Genomic DNA, 16,698 nt, shown 5'->3' with positions numbered 1-16,698 from the left:
GTTTCAGAAGTGGCTGTTCTACGGCATCGGCACGATGTTCTCGATGGCCGTGTTGGCGGCGATGATCTCCATCGCGCTGGATATGGTGATCCGCGTGTCCGCTGCGTTCTGGACCAGTGCGCTGGTCGACGACCCCATGGCAGTGTCGACATGACCAGTCAGCAGGGCGGTATGGGATTGATCCTCACGACGCTTATCCTGACTGCCCCCCAATGGCGGCGATGTTCTTCCAGGGCACGCTGGGTGGCTTCATGGCATATTCGCAGATAGGCGGTAGTCCGGTGGCTGCTGCGCCGAGTGCGAATGGACAGCCGCCGGGTAGTTACACGCCGGCGGCGCCAGCTGCTAGCGGTACGCAGTCTACGGCGGTACACGATGTAACTCCAAAAATGACCGGTGGGCATGACAATTCCCATTCACTGACTGGTGTCATGGGCAAAGCGGGTACGAAGTAGTTATACCTTGCAGGTGAGAGGAACTATGAAAATTGGTGGATTGCGCTTGGTGGTTGCGGTTCTTGGGATGATTTGGCTGTCCTCTGCAGAGAGCGTCTTTGCGGAAGGGAGATGCCCGCCCGGACAGTATCCTGTGGGGAGCGCCAATGGTGTGCTGGGTTGCGCACCAATTCCGGGGGCGGCGGGTACGCCTGGGGATCCAAGTGCTCCCGCGCTTCCTCCCAGCCCAACGGGGAGGTGGCACTCAACGTGGGGGGCTATTTCCCACTCGGAGGCCACGTCATCTGTTGGCGTTTCAACTGGCCTTTACTCAGAGTCTGACGCGAAGGAAGAAGCTGATCGAAAGTGTCAGGCCGAAGGTGCGCGAGATTGCGCTGTTATTCTGACGTATGCGAATCAGTGTGCTGCTTGGTTGGTTCCTCAGACGAAGACTTCGGGTTCGAAATCGGGGGTCGCCAGCGGCAAAACGCTTTCGGTAGCGAAGAACAACGCTAAGCAGCAGTGCATTGATTCCGGTGGTAAGCGATGTACTGTTTTCTATTCCGATTGCACAAAGCCTGAGTTCGAGAAGTTTTGATATTGGCCTCGAGCAGGACGGGTTGGCCTAGGCTTTTTCTAGGTTGCGAAGCGGGATAGATTCAGTCGCTGACTGTTCAAGATGGTGGTCCTGCCTTCTCTATCTTTTGTTTTTTGGGCGGAATGGTCGTTCCAGAAGCGGCTTTCCTGATGTTCTGGAAGGTGGTGCTGCTAGCATTGATTTCCATCGCGGCGGACATGGTGATGTGCTTGCTCGCTGCGTTCTGGTTAGATGCCTAGATTCATCGCTATCTCCTTGGCCTCAATGTCAGCTTCGACATGACCAGCCAGGCGCTGCAGCAGGGCGGTATGGGGTTGATCCTCACGACGCTTATCCTGACTGCCCCCCAATGGCGGCGATGTTCTTCCAGGGCACGCTGGGTGGCTTCATGGCATATTCGCAGATAGGCGGTAGCCCGGTTGCTGCTGCGCCGGGACCGAATGGGCCGCCGCCGGGTAGTTACAAGCCTATTGATCCCACGAGTACCGAGAGACGCGCAGAGAGCAGTCAGTTGACGATGCCGAAGGTGGCGCCAAGTCAAGATGCCCCGAGCCACACTCCCGGAGCGCTTGGAAATGCGCCCGCCCGTTGACTGAAAGCGGATGCATTTCCGCAGAAATTGGAGAGTCGTCATATCATGCGCATGTATCCGTTCATTGTGTTGGCATCGTTTGGTGTTCTTGGCGCCCTTCTTCCAAACCTTGGTCGTGCAGAGGGCGGAAGTTGCCCTCCGGGCTTCTACCCAATCGGGGGGCAGGGCGCGAGCGGCTGTGCCCCAATTCCTGGGGGCGCTGCTGGATCAGGTGACCAGATACCCTTGCCGCCTCGGCCCACAGGCGAATGGATCAGCACTTGGGGGGCGATAGCGACCTCTCTTGCTACTTCCCAAGTGGGAATGGTCTCAGATATGCGATCTGCAGAGCTTGCTGCTTCTGAAGCCATGCGGCGGTGCGCTGGTGGTGGAGCACAGGATTGCGAGGTTACGGTATCCTATTCAAACCAATGCGTGGCATGGTTAGTTCCTTCTGCGGATTTACCTGGAGCCCAATCTGCGGTTGGTCGTGCTCCAAAGAAGAGGATTGCGATTGCAGAAGCGCAGAAGAAGTGCGTGGATCCGAGTGGCAAAAAGTGCACCGTTTTTTACGCTGATTGCTCCGAGCCAGTTTTTCGAAAGTTTTGAAAGTTGAGCTGACTTTATTAAAGTCTGTTCAACGGTGCCACGTTCGTTATCAGGCTCAATGCATGTACGTTGGCTGGATGCTTATCTCGAAACGCCGTGCGGGTCCAGTCGATCGGGGACTTCGTCTTCTTCCGGTCGATCCTGTCTTACCTGCGCAAGCGGATCGACGATTTCGGCATCGAGTTGCTGGGCAACATGATGGCGTGGGTTGGTGGCATTGCCCTGACGCTGATGACTCTGTGAGTGCTCATCCAAGGGGACCGCATCGACGCCGGTCGCGGCTGCGACTCGATGATGGTTTTGGTGACCAACATGGCGCGTGCTGCGTTGATCGTCAGTGTTGCCACCAGCATGGCGATGTTCGGTGGCAACCTGAAGAACTTCCTGATCAAGGACGTCAAGAACGAGATCACCTATGTGGTGACCGGCAAGAATGATTTGCCGGAGGATCAGATCGGGAGGAGCCTTGCTTGGATGCAGGTAGGCCTGCCGAGCATTAATGCGATCAAGGTGCTCGATGACGGCAACCTGCGCGACGACAAGAATCGTGCCTTGTGGGCAGATGGCCTGGGTACCGGTGGCCCGGCGGTGACGGCGGGCTCGATGCTGCCGCTTTACGAGGTTGCCTTGGCGCTGTTCATCGGCTTGGGGCCGCTGTTCATCCTGTGCCTGCTGTTCGATCAGACCAAGCAGTTGTTCCAGAAGTGGCTGTTCTACGGCATCGGCACGATGTTCTCGATGGCCGTGCTGGCGGCGATGATTTCGATCGCACTGGACATGGTGATCCGTGTGTCTGCTGCGTTCTGGACCAGTGCGCTGGTCGACAAGTATCTGTTGGACCCCAATGGCAGTGTCGACATGACCAGCCAGGCGCTGCAGCAGGGCGGTATGGGGTTGATCCTCACGACGCTTATCCTGACTGCCCCCCCAATGGCGGCGATGTTCTTCCAGGGCACGCTGGGTGGCTTCGTGGCAGATTCGCAGATAGGTGGTAGTCCGGTGGCTGCTGCGCCGGGACCGAATGGGCAGCCGCCGGGTAGTTACAGGCCTGCGGCTCCAACCAACTCCGAAGAATCTGTGAATAGTCAAAGCCATACGGCCTTGGCGGATTTCAGCAGGCGCGGAGAGTCGGACTGCAGGGTCATCTTTTCGTATCGGAATCAGTGCGTAGCATGGTTGGTTCCGTTAGTCAGGCTGGGGCGTCTCGCGCCGGTCTAGCGAGTGCCAAAGAGCCGGCCGAGGCCCAGGAATTGGCTCAGCAGTCCTGCATTGATACCGATGGTAACGCCTGTCAAGTGGCATACGAGGAGTGTGCCAAGCCGGTGTATAAGCCCTTTTAGGAGGTCCAACGCAACAGATTTGGAGAGCGCCAAGCCATTCTTCCAGCAGTGCCGGTATCGTTTTGCGATCTACGGGGACGTCGGACAAATGCTGGGGGCGCTTAAGAGCAGGGCCCAGTCGACGCAAGCTTTCTCGCTATAGGCATCTCGTGATCAAATCAGTTGAAGTGACACGGTACGCCGTGCTCGAAGGCACTATCCGCATTGTCGTAAATCTCCACACCATTCGATGGAACGAATCATGCAGAATCCCTTCCGTGTAGTGATGCTGGTCGGCGGACTGGTGCTCGGTTCGTCAGCACACGCCGCCGATAGCTGGGTCATTTTCGCCGGTGGCGACAAGCCCAATCGTGAGGCGTGGGTGGTGGATGCGCAAACGCTCAGCAGCCGCTCGGACCTAATGGCTTTCCTGCAGACCGCCACGCAGGAAGAGCAGAACGCGTACCTGAAGCAATTACGCCGAAAGAAGCCACCAAAGCCCGGTGAGCGCGTTGCTGGCCCGGATCCGGTATACGAGATCCAAGTCAATACGGTTTACGAGAACGCGACCAAGCCGAATCGTCTGATCAGGAAGTACTCGGTGAACTGTGCGCGTAACACTGTGGCCATGAAGATGAGTCTGGTGCAATGGCGCGACCGTGCAATCGAGGATGTTCCACCGGACAGATTCGATCCGACCAGCGAGGCGGTCGAGCCGTGGCAGGTGCAACTGGTGCGGTTTGCCTGTCTGGTCGGGCCTGACCCCGAGGCCAAAGCGCCTGCGGAAATGATGAAGCGGGGCTTCCTGCCCATCGGTGACGTCGGCCAATCACCCGCGAATTTCGTCTGGGGGAACCTCTGGAAGGACGGCACGCGTCCTGCGTTCACCTATCGGCCGACCGACGCCGAGCTGGACCGTATTGAACGTAATCTGGAAGCAAACCTGGCACGCGGTCAGCGGGAAACGGCCCGCGTGCTGGATGAGTCAGTTCGTGCAGCCAACCGTGTGGGTCGCAACAACCTCATGGACATGTGGATCGGCAAGACCGAGCAGGAGTTCGTGCGGACATGGGGAACGCCGGACCGCGTGGAGAACGGGTCTGATGGATCGCGCACCTTGTACCTGCATCGTGGTGAGCGCGTTCAGGGGTTGAACGTATACGGGCATGTCGTCAGTGACGTGAACAATCGCTGCGATATCACGGTGCTGACGATGGACGGCTACATCCGTGACTACGCCACGCAAGGGGCTACCTGCGCGCAGCAATTGCGCTGACCGCGATTGTCGGCCACGGCCTGAGACTGCCAGGGGTCAGGAAAACCATGAAACGAATCCAACACGTTTTCTAGCCGTGACTGCTGTGGATTGCAGGCCTGCTGCCTTTTCCTGTCTTGGCGGAGGGCAATCGCACGCCGGGCAGGTATCCAATAGGTGGCCAGGGCGTGCCGGGCTACGCGGCCATCCGGCGAGCATCACGGACTCTGCGTGCAACATCCCGCGCGGGGCGGTTCACTGAAACCGCCAGCGTTGTCGCTGTCATGCCGACGCAGGGCGCGGTCATTGTCGCTACGCAGCAATGCAGCGCGAAGGTGACATGGAAGCAGATGTCACAGGATCAGTGCAGGATTGCCACCACGGCCTGCACGGCGCGTCTGTTCATCAGGTAAGGCGCCATTCACGCTTAGCCCGTTTTTTTTGTGATCAATTCCGCTTTTCGCTTTCCCTGCTCTTCGACGCAATAGACCTCCTCGCGCTAAGCTCTCTTGGCGTCAGAAAAATGACGCTTCGGCGCTACCGATTGCAGGAGCTTTTCCGTCCATGAGGACCCTGTCTGCCCGTCCGACGGGTGACGCTTGCCACCATCGCTGCCACGGTGCTCCCGGAGCTATCATCCGCATCTGCCGGGTGACTGGCGCGACCGGGCAGCGCCACCATGCCCGCCTATGGCGCGGGCATCGGCAAGACGACATTGAAGGAGTGGGAGGGGATGGACGACAGGTTTGGCGCACACATGGACGATGCCCTGGCATTCGTTCCGTCCGGTGCGAACCTGCTGGAAGCCGTCAGGGGCGAGCTCAACGGCGATGGCATCGAGTACCAGCTGCTGGTCATCGACCAGCCGACGCCGGAAGGGCTCGTGCCCGGCCAGCACGGACCAAACCGGGTGCTGCTGTTGCTGCGCGGTGACGGGCGCGGGCGCTGGCAGCTTGCCGCGCGCAACGACAAGCTGGTGCCGTGTTCCACCCGCGGTGGCCTGGCTGGCGACCCTTTTGCGTATGCAATGGTTGAGGAAGACACCTTCAGCGTGATCACCAACGGCGGCAGCCGCGAGCGCTGGAGCAGCACGTACCGGTTCCGCTACGCATCGGCGGACAAGGCCTGCTGGGTGGATGGGGTGAGACGCAAGGTCGTGGATATCGAGACCGAAGCGACCAACATCCGGGATTTCTCGGTGGCGGAACTGGGCAGGGTGCGGTTCGAGGACTTCGACCCGTCCAGTGTCGCCGAGGTGTCGCTTCCATGAGCCAAGCTCCAACCGGCGGAAAGGAATCCGCGCTGATGAACATCCAGGAGTTGTACTGTGTCGACCGATAGAGAGTCGCAACTGCTGCGGCAGGCGACCAACGCCGGCATCGACTCCCCCCTTGAGCTGGCCAATTTCATGGCCCAGGCAGGGCACGAGTCGCGCGGCTTGAGCCGGCTCAACGAGAGCTTCAACTACACCCGGGGCATCTCGCAGATCCCGGTGGAAGCGGCGTGGCGCAATGGTACCGAGGCGCTGGAGTCTGCGCGCCAGGAAGCCCTGCGTGGGCGTCCGGATGACCTGGCCGAGCTGATGTATGGCGGCCGGATGGGCAACGACGCGCCCGGTGATGCGCTGAAGTACCACGGGCGCGGTTATCTGCCGCTGACCGGCAAGGAAAGCTACCAGCGCGCCGGCACTGCGCTGGACCTGGACCTGGTCAATCAGCCCGAGCTCGCGTCGCAGCCGGAACACGCTGGGCGCATCGCCGTGTGGCAATGGCAGAACCGCGTGCCGGAGCAGGCGCGCGAGGACGTGCGCGAGGCGACCTACGCCATCAACGGCGCCGTCAACGGGGTGGAGGACCGGCTCAAGCGTTTCGAGGCGTGGCAGCAGAAGCTGACCCCGGACGTGATGGACCGGCTTGCCCGCGGCGAAGTGGGTGAGCCTGCACAGTTGCCTGAGCGCGCGCGCGATATGTCCGATCCGGCCCATGCCGGCAACCGGTTGTTCAGCGACGCTCGAGGCCATCTGCAGCAGATGGGGCCGCAGAGCGGCCTGCGCAGCCAGCAGGAACTGGACAATGCGGCGGGCGCCCTGGCGCTGAGCGCGCAGAAGGCCGGCATGAGCCGCATCGACCACGTGGTGGCGGGCACCGATGGCAGGGCGCTGTTCGCGGTGCAGGGCGCCATGGGGGACCCGGCGATGCAGCGCTCGATGGTCGAGCGTGAGGCCGCCGCCCAGTTGCCGCTCGAGCAGAGCAGCCAGCAGTTGGCGGCCGAAGCTTCTGCCCGCCAGGAACAGGCTGCTTCGGTTACCCGCGAGCAGGAGCAGAACCGCCCGCGATCGCTGTAATCTGGGCACCGCCTGCAGGTCGGAAACCGGCGGGCCCATCGCACGACACCGAGCACCCTCGGGTGCCTACATGGATCTCTTTGTAAGGACACAACATGCGAAACACTTTCCTGCATTCCAACGTGGCCCAGCGTGGTCGCGCTTCGGCACTGTTGCTGTTGCCGCTGGGACTGGCTGCCGCCATGGCCCACGCACAGCAGGCACCGGACGCCCCGGCGGCTCCCGCCGTCGAGGAGGCTGTGCCAGCACCGGTAGTGGCCGCGGCGGACTCGCAGACGCCCGCTGACACCGCAACGGATGCTGTTCCTGCACCGGCACCCGTCGCCGCGCCCGAGCCGGCGCCAGCCGTGGTTGCTGCACCTGCACCTGCACCTGCACCTGCGGCGGAGCCGTCCCCACCGCCCGCACCCGCACCGCAGCCGGCATCGACGACGGACGCTGCTCCAGAAGCCGTCGCCGCCGAACCCGCAGTTGCGCCAGCGCCCGCGGCAGCACCAGCGGCCGACATTACCTCCGCCAATGCTGCGCCAGCTACGCCTGTCGCAGCCCCACCGGCTCCCACGCAGGTGCCGGCCCCCGTTGCCGCCGCTGCACAGGTGCCCGACACCGCACCGGCCCCGGCACCCGTCCCGCCGTCAGCCCCAGCCCCTGTCGCACCACCGATCATCCCGCTCGCACCGGATCAGGCCGCCGAGCGCCAGCTCGGTGCGCGCTGCCCGGTCGATCTGGCCGGGCGCCTGGCACCGCAGGGCGATCTGATGATCGGCGCCTGCCAGGGCACGCTGCCGCCGCATCTGGCGGCGCTGCTGGTGGCATTGCCCGAGCAGGACATCCACCTGCCGCGCAGCTGGCGCGAGCGTGAAGTGCGCCAGAAGGCATGGTTCAAGGCCGTGGCCGGCATGGGCGAGCGCCCGGACTTCATCGCCCGCCTGGGCGACATCTGGGTGCGCTCGTTTGAAGGCGCAGATGCTTCCACGACCACCTATCTTGTCTCGGCGCCGTTCGACTGTGCCGACGGCGCACTGCCAAACGAGAACACCGCAGAGCCTGTCCGGCTCGCAGCCGGCAGTTGCGGACAGGCCTACGTCCGCCAACGCGTGTACCAGGTGGGCAGCGATGGCGTGCTGCAGGACATCACCGCAAAGGCAATGCCGGCGGCACCGTCGATCGCTGAGGCCGATCGTGCGCGGCACCGCGCCCGCGAAGGCAAGGTGAGCCTGGATCACAGCAAGTTGCAGTACGGGCCGGCGATGCGCTGGTTCGTGCAGTACCCGGAGTCACCGCAGAAGACCGGTCCGCATAGCTTCAGCGACTGGAACCGGGAGCATCTAGCCTTTGTTGTCTGGAACGGCACGGGCTTCGAGCTGCGCGATACCGTGACGCGCGCGCAGTGGCCGTGCGATCCGGTGGCGCCGGGCGACAAGGCCTGTGGTGGTTTCCCGGATTCGGGCCCCGATGCGTACGTGCTGGCAGGGCCGGCGCCGAACTCGGCGGTTTCCAGCCCCTGATCGGTTGCACGAAACGACGGGAGCCGGCGGTGCCGGCTCCCGTTTTCATTCCCGCGAGCGTGTCAGGCGTGCAGGCTGCGCTGGGTCGCCTGGGTCTGTTCCAGCTGCTGCTCGCGCGCCAAGGCCTGACCGGCAGATTGCTGCTCGATGCGCTGGCTGCTCTGCTCCAGCGGCGTGTTCATCGCAACGGCAGTGTCCACCGATACACGCAGATGGGCAGGGTCACCCCCCTGGCCCTGCACCGCGAAGCTGCGCGAGGCATCGGCATTCATCACCACGTCGTCGATGCGCTTGCCGCCTGCAGCATGCATCTCGGCGGCAAGGCTGCCGGCCAGCTGCGTGCTCATCACGTCCGGCACGCGCCCGGCCCGCACATCCTGGGCATGCACGCCACGGATCGCGTCGTTGAACAGCGGGTTGCCCAGATGGTTGGCATCGTCCATGCGCAGCATGCTGGTGTGATGGCCGTTCTTCTCCGCTTCGCGGCGTGCCGGCTCACCGGGCTGCAGCGGGCCACGGATGTGGTCGTACAGATCGATGGCGCCGCCGGGAATGCCGCGCGCTGCACGGGTAACGCCACTGCGCAGGGATTCCACGTCGTCGCGGTACTCCTCGATCATCTTGGCGTTGTCTTTCGCCAGTTGCTGCGTTTCCGGATGCTTCAGTACCGAGCCGTCGTTGAGGAAGTTGCCCAGCTTGTGCGCGCCGAACGAACTGCCTGCTGCAAGGATTGGACGATCCGGGATCAGGTCGCGCAGCGGGTGGTTGCTGAAGCCAGCCGCTGACAGCCTCTTGATCTCATCCGGGTTGGCGTAGATGCGTACCTGGCCGAAGTGGGGCGAAGCAGCACTGACCGGATCGGACGCCATGACGTGGTTGATCATGGTGTTGCCGCCTTCGGGGATGCGGTAGCTGAGGCTGACCGCACCATAGGCGTTGAAGGTCTCACCCTTGACGTTGAAGTGGTGCGAGGTGATCTGGGCAAGGGCGCCGCCGAGGGAGTGGCCGGTGACGGTGACCTGGGGAGTATGTCCACCATTCAAGCGGGACTGGAGTGCGGCAGATTCAAGCGTTCTCTGGGTCAATGCGATCGCGTCAGGTGCCTGCACATTGGTGCGCGCTACCACCATGCCGCCATCGGTCAGGATCGCATCGCGGGCAATATCCTCCGTGCCACGATGGGCAATGACGATCTCTTTGCTGTCTACGCGCTGATAGACGGTGCCCTGATAGCCGTTGAGCCGGTTGTCGACATGCTCGAGTATTTTGTACTCATGGCCGTTGAGTGTGACCTTTTCTTCCTGGCCGGGTGCACGTCGGCCGACGGCGCGGTCCTTGTAGGCGTCATCGGATAACGCAGCGTAGTCCTGGGAGGTGATGGTCACGGTGCCACCTCACTCGCAGAAAGGCTGATCGTGAACAGCTTGTCCTGCAGGTCGGCGGCATAGCCGCTGCGATCAGGCTCACCACTGGCCGGGAAATTGGGAACGCGATCTGCCCGCGGATAGACCAGATCCGGATAGTAGAGCGTATGCGCGCTGCCGTCGGTCAGCGGCTTGGCATCGACGAAGGTCAGGAAGCGAGTTTCGTCTTCGGCGCCGGTTGCTTTCAGCATGGCACCGGCTCCGCTGAATTCCCATTTGCAGACGCCGCGGCCGTAGTAGTCCTCATCCAGCATACGGTCCACATACAACGTGCCGCGATACTCGCCATCGGCAACCTTGCGCAGCTGCACCGGTTCCTGGCTGGTGATGCGCGCTGCGGTGCCTGTGGCGGGCTCGATGTGACCGCACTGGTCTTCGTTGATGACGTCGTACTGCGCAACGCCCTCGACCACCGCGAAATCTCCGGGGGCATCCTTCAGGCGCAGCACCAGTTCATAGGCCTTGCGCGGGCTGGGGTTGAGCTTGGCGAGGCCACGCCCGCCCTGGGCGACATCGGCTTCGGCAGCGGCACGTTCCTGGTTCATGGCGGACTCCGGGTTGCAGGCGGTCAATAGAAGCAGAGCAAGGCACGGAAGCATCTTGGGGCGCAATGTCGGCCTCCCTGGGGCATAGAGGGATATATGGAGCAGGCCACTCTCCGCGCGAGATTCTGCGCAGTGATCATGGTTGAGAGTAACGCGTCATGCAGATCTACCCGGTAGCGCGTCGGGTTTTTCTCGCCGCTTGCGCCATATCCGGCAATCTCTTCGATGCGCGGGGGACATGCATCAGGCGCGATTCGACGTTCATGCGCTCCCTTTGGCGTGATACGGCGTGGTACATCCATGTCCATGCATCCTTCCCCGGTGACAGGTCCGGCGATTATGGAGTGCCCGGGAAAGCTGGCGCCAGCCGTCTCTGGACAAGGGTGGCGATTTATTGACGCATTCGGCGAAGGGTGATGCCAGTGAATCGACTGCGGCACAGGCGATTCGATAGCGCCAAGGCGTTTCAATGTCGCGATCGGCTCTCACTATCAATTTGTGACTTGAATCATGAATTCACACCTTCCTTACCCTGACAAAGTGCCTGCCATGAACCTTGCAATCCGCGCAGAATCCATCGACGACCATGTCGCCATTCACAAGCTCACCGAAATGGCGTTCCGCGATGCTGTCCACAGCAGCCACACCGAACATCACATCGTCGACGCACTGCGTGAGCGTGGCGAGTTGAGCATGTCGCTGGTGGCAGAGGATGCGGGCCTTCTGGTGGGTCATGTCGCGCTGTCCCCGGTCAGCGTGCAGGACGGCAGCCAGGGCTGGTTCGGGCTAGGGCCGATTTCGGTGCTGCCGCAGCAGCAGGGGCGCGGCGTGGGCACGGCATTGATGCGGGCCGCGATCGAGGCTCTGCGCAGGAAGGGCGCGCGGGGCTGCGTGCTGTTGGGCGAGCCGGCCTACTACGGGCGCTTCGGCTTCCGTGCCGTGCCGGGTCTGGTCCTACCCGGCGTGCCGGCGGCGTATTTCCAGGCCCTGTGCCTGCAGCCGCCGATGGCGCAGGGCGAGGTGCGCTACTCGCCGGCGTTCGACGCGGTTGCCTGATCGGGGAATGGCCGGCGCTCCGGGCGCCGGTCAGCCTTGATGGCGCAGGTGGATGAGGGGATACGGACGACCCTGCGAATCCAGCGGCGAGCGACCGGTTTCGGTGAAACCCATGCGCCGGTAAAAGCCCACGGCCTGCGCATTCTGCGCGTTGACGTCAGTGGTCAGTTGCGGATGCAGGGCCAGCGCATGCAGCAGCAACTGGCGGCCGATACCGGTTCCGCGCACGTCGGGATCGATGAACAACGCTTCCATGTGCGAACCGTCGATCAGCATGAAGCCCTGCGGCCGGTCCTGGTCGTCGACTGCCACCACCAGCGGCGCCTGTGGCAGGAAGCCGGCAACTTCAGCATCGATCGCCTGGCGGTCTTCGGCACTGAGGAAGTCATGGGTGGCGTCGACGGCGCGACGCCAGAGATCGACAAGAGCGTCACCATCGGTGGCGCGGGAAGGGCGCAGGGTGGGCATGGGATAGGCCAAGGTGCTTCGGAATACCCGGATTGTAACGGTGTGATACCCGCCAACAGAAAGCCCCGCCGAAGCGGGGCTCTGAACATCAGCGTTCGCTGTGTGCCTTACTGCACGGTGCAGCCGGACACGGCCGGGAAGCCGATGACTTCGCCATTGCCGGTGCAGGCCAGCGTGATCTTCTGGCCCTTCTTCAGGCTGGCAGCCACGTCCTTCGGCAGGTCGCTGGCCTGTACGAAGCCGAACGGCTTGGCGCTCAGCTGCACGACCGGCTTGTCCATGAAGTCCGAGCTGATCGAATCGACCGTGCCGGAAACCAGCAGCGCCTTGCCCTTGTACTTGCCGTCAGCAGCGATCTCGTTGTCCTGGTAATCGCTGAACATCGTGGTGGCGGTCACTTCCAGCGCCGAGGCGGGTGCCATCGCGGCATCGCTGGCGACTGCGGGAGCTGCGGTTTCCGTGGCCTTGGCGGGAGCATCTGCCTCCGCGGCGGCGGACGAGACGCTGGCTTCAGCGACGGCCGCATCGTACTGGCCCTTGCTCTGCGCGCTGATGCCGCTCACGGTGCCGGCAAAGATCGCCAGGCCGACGAAGTACACGATCGGCGAAACGATGATCGAGCCCAGCAGCTGGAACAGACCCTTCATGGCGCCGCCCTTGGCCATCGCGACGATGGCGAGGATGAAGGCCACCAGGTTCAGTGGCCAGCCCAGGAACAGGCCCAGGCCGGGGAACGGTACGAGGAAGCACAACCAAGCGATCGCCAGCGTGATCCATGCGGCTTTTCCGGCAGGGCTTGCCTGCACGGTGGTATCTGCAACTGCGTTCAAAACTACCCCCTGTAGAGATCGAAAGGTGAAATCGTTGCCGGCAAGCGGCAGTGCACAATCGTCAGATGACGAAAGCGCGGTCGTAGCGTGAAGGAGTCTTCACGGCAGATCAAGCGGCGCTGCACCGTTGGCCGGGCCAAGGCTCATCGCATCCAGTCGGCGGAAGCTCCAAAAGCCCTGCGTTACACTAGCCACGCGCTCACTCCTTGAATCCGAGAAACGCCATGACTGATACCTTGGGCGTGCCGGTGCACGACGTCGACGAGAGCTGGATGCGTCACGCATTGGCATTGGCCGAACGCGCACAGCGCGAGTTCGACGAGATCCCGGTCGGTGCGGTGCTGGTGGGTGCCGACGGTCAGCTGCTGGGCGAGGGCTGGAACCTCAACATTGCCTCGCACGACCCCAGCGCGCATGCCGAGATCGTTGCCATGCGCGAGGGCGGACGGACGCTGGCCAATCACCGCCTGATCGGCAGCACGCTGTATGTCACTCTGGAGCCGTGCGCGATGTGCGCGATGGCGATCGTGCACGCACGCGTGGCGCGCCTGGTCTACGGTGCCAGCGACCCCAAGACCGGCGCCTGCGGCAGCGTGTTCGATCTGGTCGCTGATGCCCGCCACAATCACCGGGTGGAGGTCCATGCCGGTGTGCTGGCCAAGGAAGCGGGCAACCGGCTGACCAACTACTTCAGGGCCAAGCGTGGCAAGCCGCCGCTGCTGCTGGAGGACCACGCTGGCGAGGGCTGAGTGGCGAAAGGGTATGATGGCCGCCACTTTCCTTTACCGGCCGGCCTCGTGCCTGCCCAGCAACGAGGCGACACGATGGCAGAGAACGGCGCGGCCAACGAGCGACTGATCTGGATCGACCTGGAAATGACCGGGTTGGATACCGACAACGATTCGATCATCGAGATCGCCACCGTGGTCACCGATGCCCAGCTCAACGTGCTGGCGGAGGGCCCGGAGTTCGCCATCCATCATCCGCTGGAAACGCTGGAAGCGATGGACGAGTGGAACCGCAACCAGCATCGTCGTTCGGGCCTGTGGCAGCGTGTCATCGACAGCACCACCACGCTTGGCCAGGCCGAAGCGCAGACCGTGACCTTCCTGGCGCAGTGGATTCCGGCCGGCGTGTCACCGATGTCGGGTAACTCCATCTGCCAGGACCGCCGCTTCCTGCACCGGCAGATGCCGCGACTGGAAAAGTACTTCCACTATCGCAACCTGGACGTGTCCACGGTGAAGGAACTGGCCAAGCGCTGGGCGCCAAGCGTGGCTGCGGGCGTGGGCAAGAACAGCAACCACACTGCGCTGAGCGATGTGCACGATTCGATCAACGAGCTGCGCCACTACCGCCAGTTCATGGGCGCGCTGTCAGGCCTGCCGAGCCCGTGAGGGGTAGTGCCGGCCGCTGGCCGGCAATCCCGCGGCGTTGGTGAGGATCAGGTGTTGCTGGCCAGCGGCCGGCACTACGCTCCGTTCAACTCCCTGGCGCTAAGATCGGCCACATGAACGAGCCCATCCTGCTGCCCCGCGATATCGCCCACGACGCTGGCGACTGGTCTGACCTGCAGCGGGCGGTAGCCCTGCTGGAAGCGCCCACGATCACCGCGCGCATGGCCAACCTGGTCGGGACGCCGCTGGAATTCGCGGTGAAGGCGCTTCCCACCTCGGTGTCCAACCGCATCCACGGCGCAGTGCAGGCGGCGTTGTCCAAATCCGTGCAGGCCGCGCTGTGGAGCATGGACAACACTCCTGGCAAGGGCGCCTCGACACGTTGGCACAAGCTGGCGGCAGCGACGTCCGGCGCGGTCGGTGGTGCGTTCGGCTTTGCCGCGCTGTTCATCGAGCTGCCGGTGTCGACAACGATCATGATGCGTGCGGTGGCCGATGTTGCCCGCAGCGAAGGCTTCGATCTATCGCAGTTCAGTACCCGCCAGGCCTGCCTGGAGGTGTTCGCACTGGGCGGCAATTCGCCGCGCGACGATGCCAGCGAGACCGGCTACTACCTGGCCCGTGGCTTCACCACCGATGTGATGCGCCACCTGTCGGCCGAACTGGCCGGGCGCGTGGTGACCGGGCGCGATCTGACCCTGGGCGTGGCGCCGAAGGAAGCCGGCAAGCTGCTGGCCAAGCTGGTGGAAAAGGTCGCCGCGCGCTTCGGTGTGGTGATCACCGAGAAGTTTGCCGCGCAGGCGGTGCCGATCGTCGGTGCGGCAGCCGCCGCGACGCTCAATACCATGTTCACCGACTACTACCAGGACATGGCCCGCGGCCATTTCATCGTGCGCCGGCTGGAGCTGAAATACGGCGAAGAAGTGGTGCGCACCTGCTATGACCGCATCGCGCACGGCGGGGTGTTGATCGAGTCGACGTTGTAATCCACGCCATGCGTGGAGGCGGCATCGTTGCCTCGGCGGCACAACTGTTTTGCACGAACGCGCCTGTTGCGCGCGCAGCGCCATCCCCATCCTTGCCGGCAATCCCCCGCAAGAGAATGCCGCCATGTTGTTCACCCCCCACCGCCTGGGCGCGCTGACGCTGCCCAACCGCATCGTGATGCCGCCGATGACCCGCTCGCGCGCGGCTGCCGGCAATGTGGCCACCGCACAGATGGCCGAGTACTACGCCCAGCGTGCCGGTGCCGGGCTGATTGTCAGCGAAGGCACCCAGATCAGCCCGCAGGGCCAGGGTTACGCGTGGACCCCGGGCATCCACAGCGAAGCGCAGGTGCAAGGCTGGCGCAGGGTCACCGATGCCGTACACGCGGCCGGTGGTCGCATCTATGCCCAGCTCTGGCATGTAGGACGGGTGTCCCATGTCGCCCTGCAGCCGGACGGCGCGGCCCCGGTCTCTTCCTCGGCACTGCTGGCCGAAGGGGTGAAGGTCTTCGTCGACCCCACCGGCGCCGGTCCGGAATCCGGCGTGGGCGAGATGATCCAGCACTCGATGCCGCGCGCGCTGGGTGAAGACGAGATTCCGGGCATCGTGGCCGACTATGCGCAGGCCACCCGCAATGCACTGGCCGCCGGCTTTGATGGCGTCGAGCTGCACGGCGCCAACGGTTATCTGATCAACCAGTTCATCGACTCGCAGGCCAATCAGCGTACCGATGGATACGGTGGCGAGCTGCAGAATCGCCTGCGCTTTCTGCGCGAGGTGGTGCAGGCGGTGGTCGATGTCGCTGGCGGCGAGCGTGTCGGCGTGCGTCTGGCGCCGCTGACCACGCTGCAGGGGGCGGTGGATGACACGCCGCAGGCGACCTATCTGGCTGCCGCACACCTGCTGGGCGAGCTGGGTGTGGGTTACCTGCACATCGCCGAGGCCGACTGGGAGGATGCCCCGTTGATGCCCGTCGCGTTCAAGCAGGCGCTGCGGATGATCTATCCGGGCACGTTGATCTACGCCGGCAAGTACACCGCCGAGCGTGCCGCGCAGGCGCTTGCGGAGGGCTGGGCCGACCTGATCGGCTTCGGTCGGCCGTTCATCGCCAATCCCGATCTGCCCGAGCGCCTGCGCACCGGCGCGGTGTTGAATTCGCCCGATCGCGCGACGTACTTCGGTGGTGGTGCGGTCGGATTTACCGATTATCCGACGCTGGAAGAGGCGGCATTTGCGTGATACCGGTAGTGCCGGCCGCTGGCCGGCATCCCACGGAATTCCGCATCATGGACGTTGCCGGCCGGCCGCTGGCCGGCATCCCACGGAATTCCGCATCATGGACGTTGCCGGCCA

The 16,698-nt window shown here is 63.4% G+C and carries 16 protein-coding genes and 2 pseudogenes; 13 read left to right on the top strand and 5 right to left on the bottom strand.

All coding sequences use genetic code 11. The features are described 5' to 3' along the window. Together AB4Y98_RS20335 and AB4Y98_RS20330 are read left to right on the top strand one after the other, a co-directional pair. Positions 1-455 (top strand): annotated as a pseudogene (locus AB4Y98_RS20335) (type IV secretion system protein); the annotation flags it as partial. A 25-nt stretch (positions 456-480) separates the two neighbouring features. Then, the gene (locus tag AB4Y98_RS20330) at positions 481-1,032 is read left to right on the top strand and encodes a DUF4189 domain-containing protein (protein WP_363734367.1); all 552 of its coding nucleotides are present in this window, start codon (positions 481-483) and stop codon (positions 1,030-1,032) included. Positions 1,033-1,108: 76 nt separating this feature from the next. Here the strand turns inward: AB4Y98_RS20330 and AB4Y98_RS20325 are convergent, their stop codons facing one another. Continuing rightward, positions 1,109-1,231, bottom strand: a complete 123-nt coding sequence (locus AB4Y98_RS20325; RefSeq protein WP_394197269.1) for a hypothetical protein — start codon at positions 1,229-1,231, stop codon at positions 1,109-1,111. A gap of 438 nt (positions 1,232-1,669) precedes the next feature. Between AB4Y98_RS20325 and AB4Y98_RS20320 the strand changes: the two genes are divergently transcribed. From AB4Y98_RS20320 to AB4Y98_RS20295, 6 genes and pseudogenes are all read left to right on the top strand, one after another. Then, entirely contained in the window at positions 1,670-2,212 is a 543-nt protein-coding gene (locus AB4Y98_RS20320; RefSeq protein ID WP_363734368.1) for a DUF4189 domain-containing protein, read from the top strand. 48 nt (positions 2,213-2,260) lie between these two features. Beyond that, positions 2,261-3,430 (top strand): annotated as a pseudogene (locus AB4Y98_RS20315) (type IV secretion system protein). A 363-nt stretch (positions 3,431-3,793) separates the two neighbouring features. Next, complete coding sequence (locus tag AB4Y98_RS20310; RefSeq protein WP_394197267.1) at positions 3,794-4,807, top strand: hypothetical protein; 1,014 nt, start codon at positions 3,794-3,796, stop codon at positions 4,805-4,807. Between the two features lie 712 nt (positions 4,808-5,519). Continuing rightward, a complete protein-coding gene (locus tag AB4Y98_RS20305) occupies positions 5,520-6,056 on the top strand; it encodes a hypothetical protein (RefSeq protein WP_032952144.1) in 537 nt (178 codons plus the stop codon). Between the two features lie 57 nt (positions 6,057-6,113). Next, entirely contained in the window at positions 6,114-7,130 is a 1,017-nt protein-coding gene (locus tag AB4Y98_RS20300) for an XVIPCD domain-containing protein (RefSeq protein ID WP_442245029.1), read from the top strand. Positions 7,131-7,696: 566 nt separating this feature from the next. Next, on the top strand, positions 7,697-8,638 hold the full coding sequence (locus AB4Y98_RS20295; protein ID WP_442245028.1) for a hypothetical protein: 942 nt from the start codon (positions 7,697-7,699) through the stop codon (positions 8,636-8,638). Positions 8,639-8,700: 62 nt separating this feature from the next. Here the strand turns inward: AB4Y98_RS20295 and AB4Y98_RS20290 are convergent, their stop codons facing one another. Together AB4Y98_RS20290 and AB4Y98_RS20285 are read right to left on the bottom strand one after the other, a co-directional pair. Next, positions 8,701-10,023 carry an XVIPCD domain-containing protein gene (locus AB4Y98_RS20290; RefSeq protein ID WP_363733650.1) on the bottom strand — a complete coding sequence of 441 codons (1,323 nt, stop codon included), beginning with the start codon at positions 10,021-10,023 and terminating at the stop codon, positions 8,701-8,703. Next, on the bottom strand, positions 10,020-10,673 hold the full coding sequence (locus AB4Y98_RS20285; RefSeq protein ID WP_442245027.1) for a hypothetical protein: 654 nt from the start codon (positions 10,671-10,673) through the stop codon (positions 10,020-10,022). Before AB4Y98_RS20285 ends, AB4Y98_RS20290 begins: the two co-directional genes overlap by 4 nt. A 483-nt stretch (positions 10,674-11,156) precedes the next feature. Between AB4Y98_RS20285 and AB4Y98_RS20280 the strand changes: the two genes are divergently transcribed. After that, positions 11,157-11,663 carry a GNAT family N-acetyltransferase gene (locus tag AB4Y98_RS20280; RefSeq protein WP_394197258.1) on the top strand — a complete coding sequence of 169 codons (507 nt, stop codon included), beginning with the start codon at positions 11,157-11,159 and terminating at the stop codon, positions 11,661-11,663. A 30-nt stretch (positions 11,664-11,693) separates the two neighbouring features. Here AB4Y98_RS20280 and AB4Y98_RS20275 read toward each other — a convergent pair whose 3' ends face one another. Further along, positions 11,694-12,131, bottom strand: a complete 438-nt coding sequence (locus AB4Y98_RS20275; RefSeq protein WP_394197257.1) for an acetyltransferase — start codon at positions 12,129-12,131, stop codon at positions 11,694-11,696. Between the two features lie 107 nt (positions 12,132-12,238). After that, positions 12,239-12,961, bottom strand: coding sequence for an OB-fold protein (locus AB4Y98_RS20270; protein ID WP_442245026.1), 723 nt, complete (start codon positions 12,959-12,961; stop codon positions 12,239-12,241). Between the two features lie 224 nt (positions 12,962-13,185). Here AB4Y98_RS20270 and tadA point away from each other — a divergent pair, with 224 nt between their 5' ends. From tadA to AB4Y98_RS20250, 4 genes are all read left to right on the top strand, one after another. After that, positions 13,186-13,710 carry a tRNA adenosine(34) deaminase TadA gene (gene tadA / locus AB4Y98_RS20265; protein ID WP_394197255.1) on the top strand — a complete coding sequence of 175 codons (525 nt, stop codon included), beginning with the start codon at positions 13,186-13,188 and terminating at the stop codon, positions 13,708-13,710. 75 nt (positions 13,711-13,785) lie between these two features. Continuing rightward, positions 13,786-14,358 (top strand): oligoribonuclease, encoded by a 573-nt coding sequence (gene orn, locus AB4Y98_RS20260; RefSeq protein ID WP_312786345.1) that lies wholly within the window; start codon positions 13,786-13,788, stop codon positions 14,356-14,358. 113 nt (positions 14,359-14,471) lie between these two features. Next, positions 14,472-15,344 carry an EcsC family protein gene (locus AB4Y98_RS20255; RefSeq protein WP_442245025.1) on the top strand — a complete coding sequence of 291 codons (873 nt, stop codon included), beginning with the start codon at positions 14,472-14,474 and terminating at the stop codon, positions 15,342-15,344. A gap of 124 nt (positions 15,345-15,468) precedes the next feature. Further along, positions 15,469-16,584: an alkene reductase gene (locus AB4Y98_RS20250; RefSeq protein ID WP_442245024.1), complete on the top strand. Its 1,116-nt coding sequence runs from the start codon at positions 15,469-15,471 to the stop codon at positions 16,582-16,584. Positions 16,585-16,698: the final 114 nt, after the last annotated feature.

It is taken from the genome of Stenotrophomonas sp. 2YAF26, from assembly GCF_052114625.1.
Classification (GTDB): domain Bacteria; phylum Pseudomonadota; class Gammaproteobacteria; order Xanthomonadales; family Xanthomonadaceae; genus Stenotrophomonas; species Stenotrophomonas indicatrix.
Note: the sequence above shows the minus strand (reverse complement) of the source record. Positions and strands in the feature narration are given on the sequence as shown.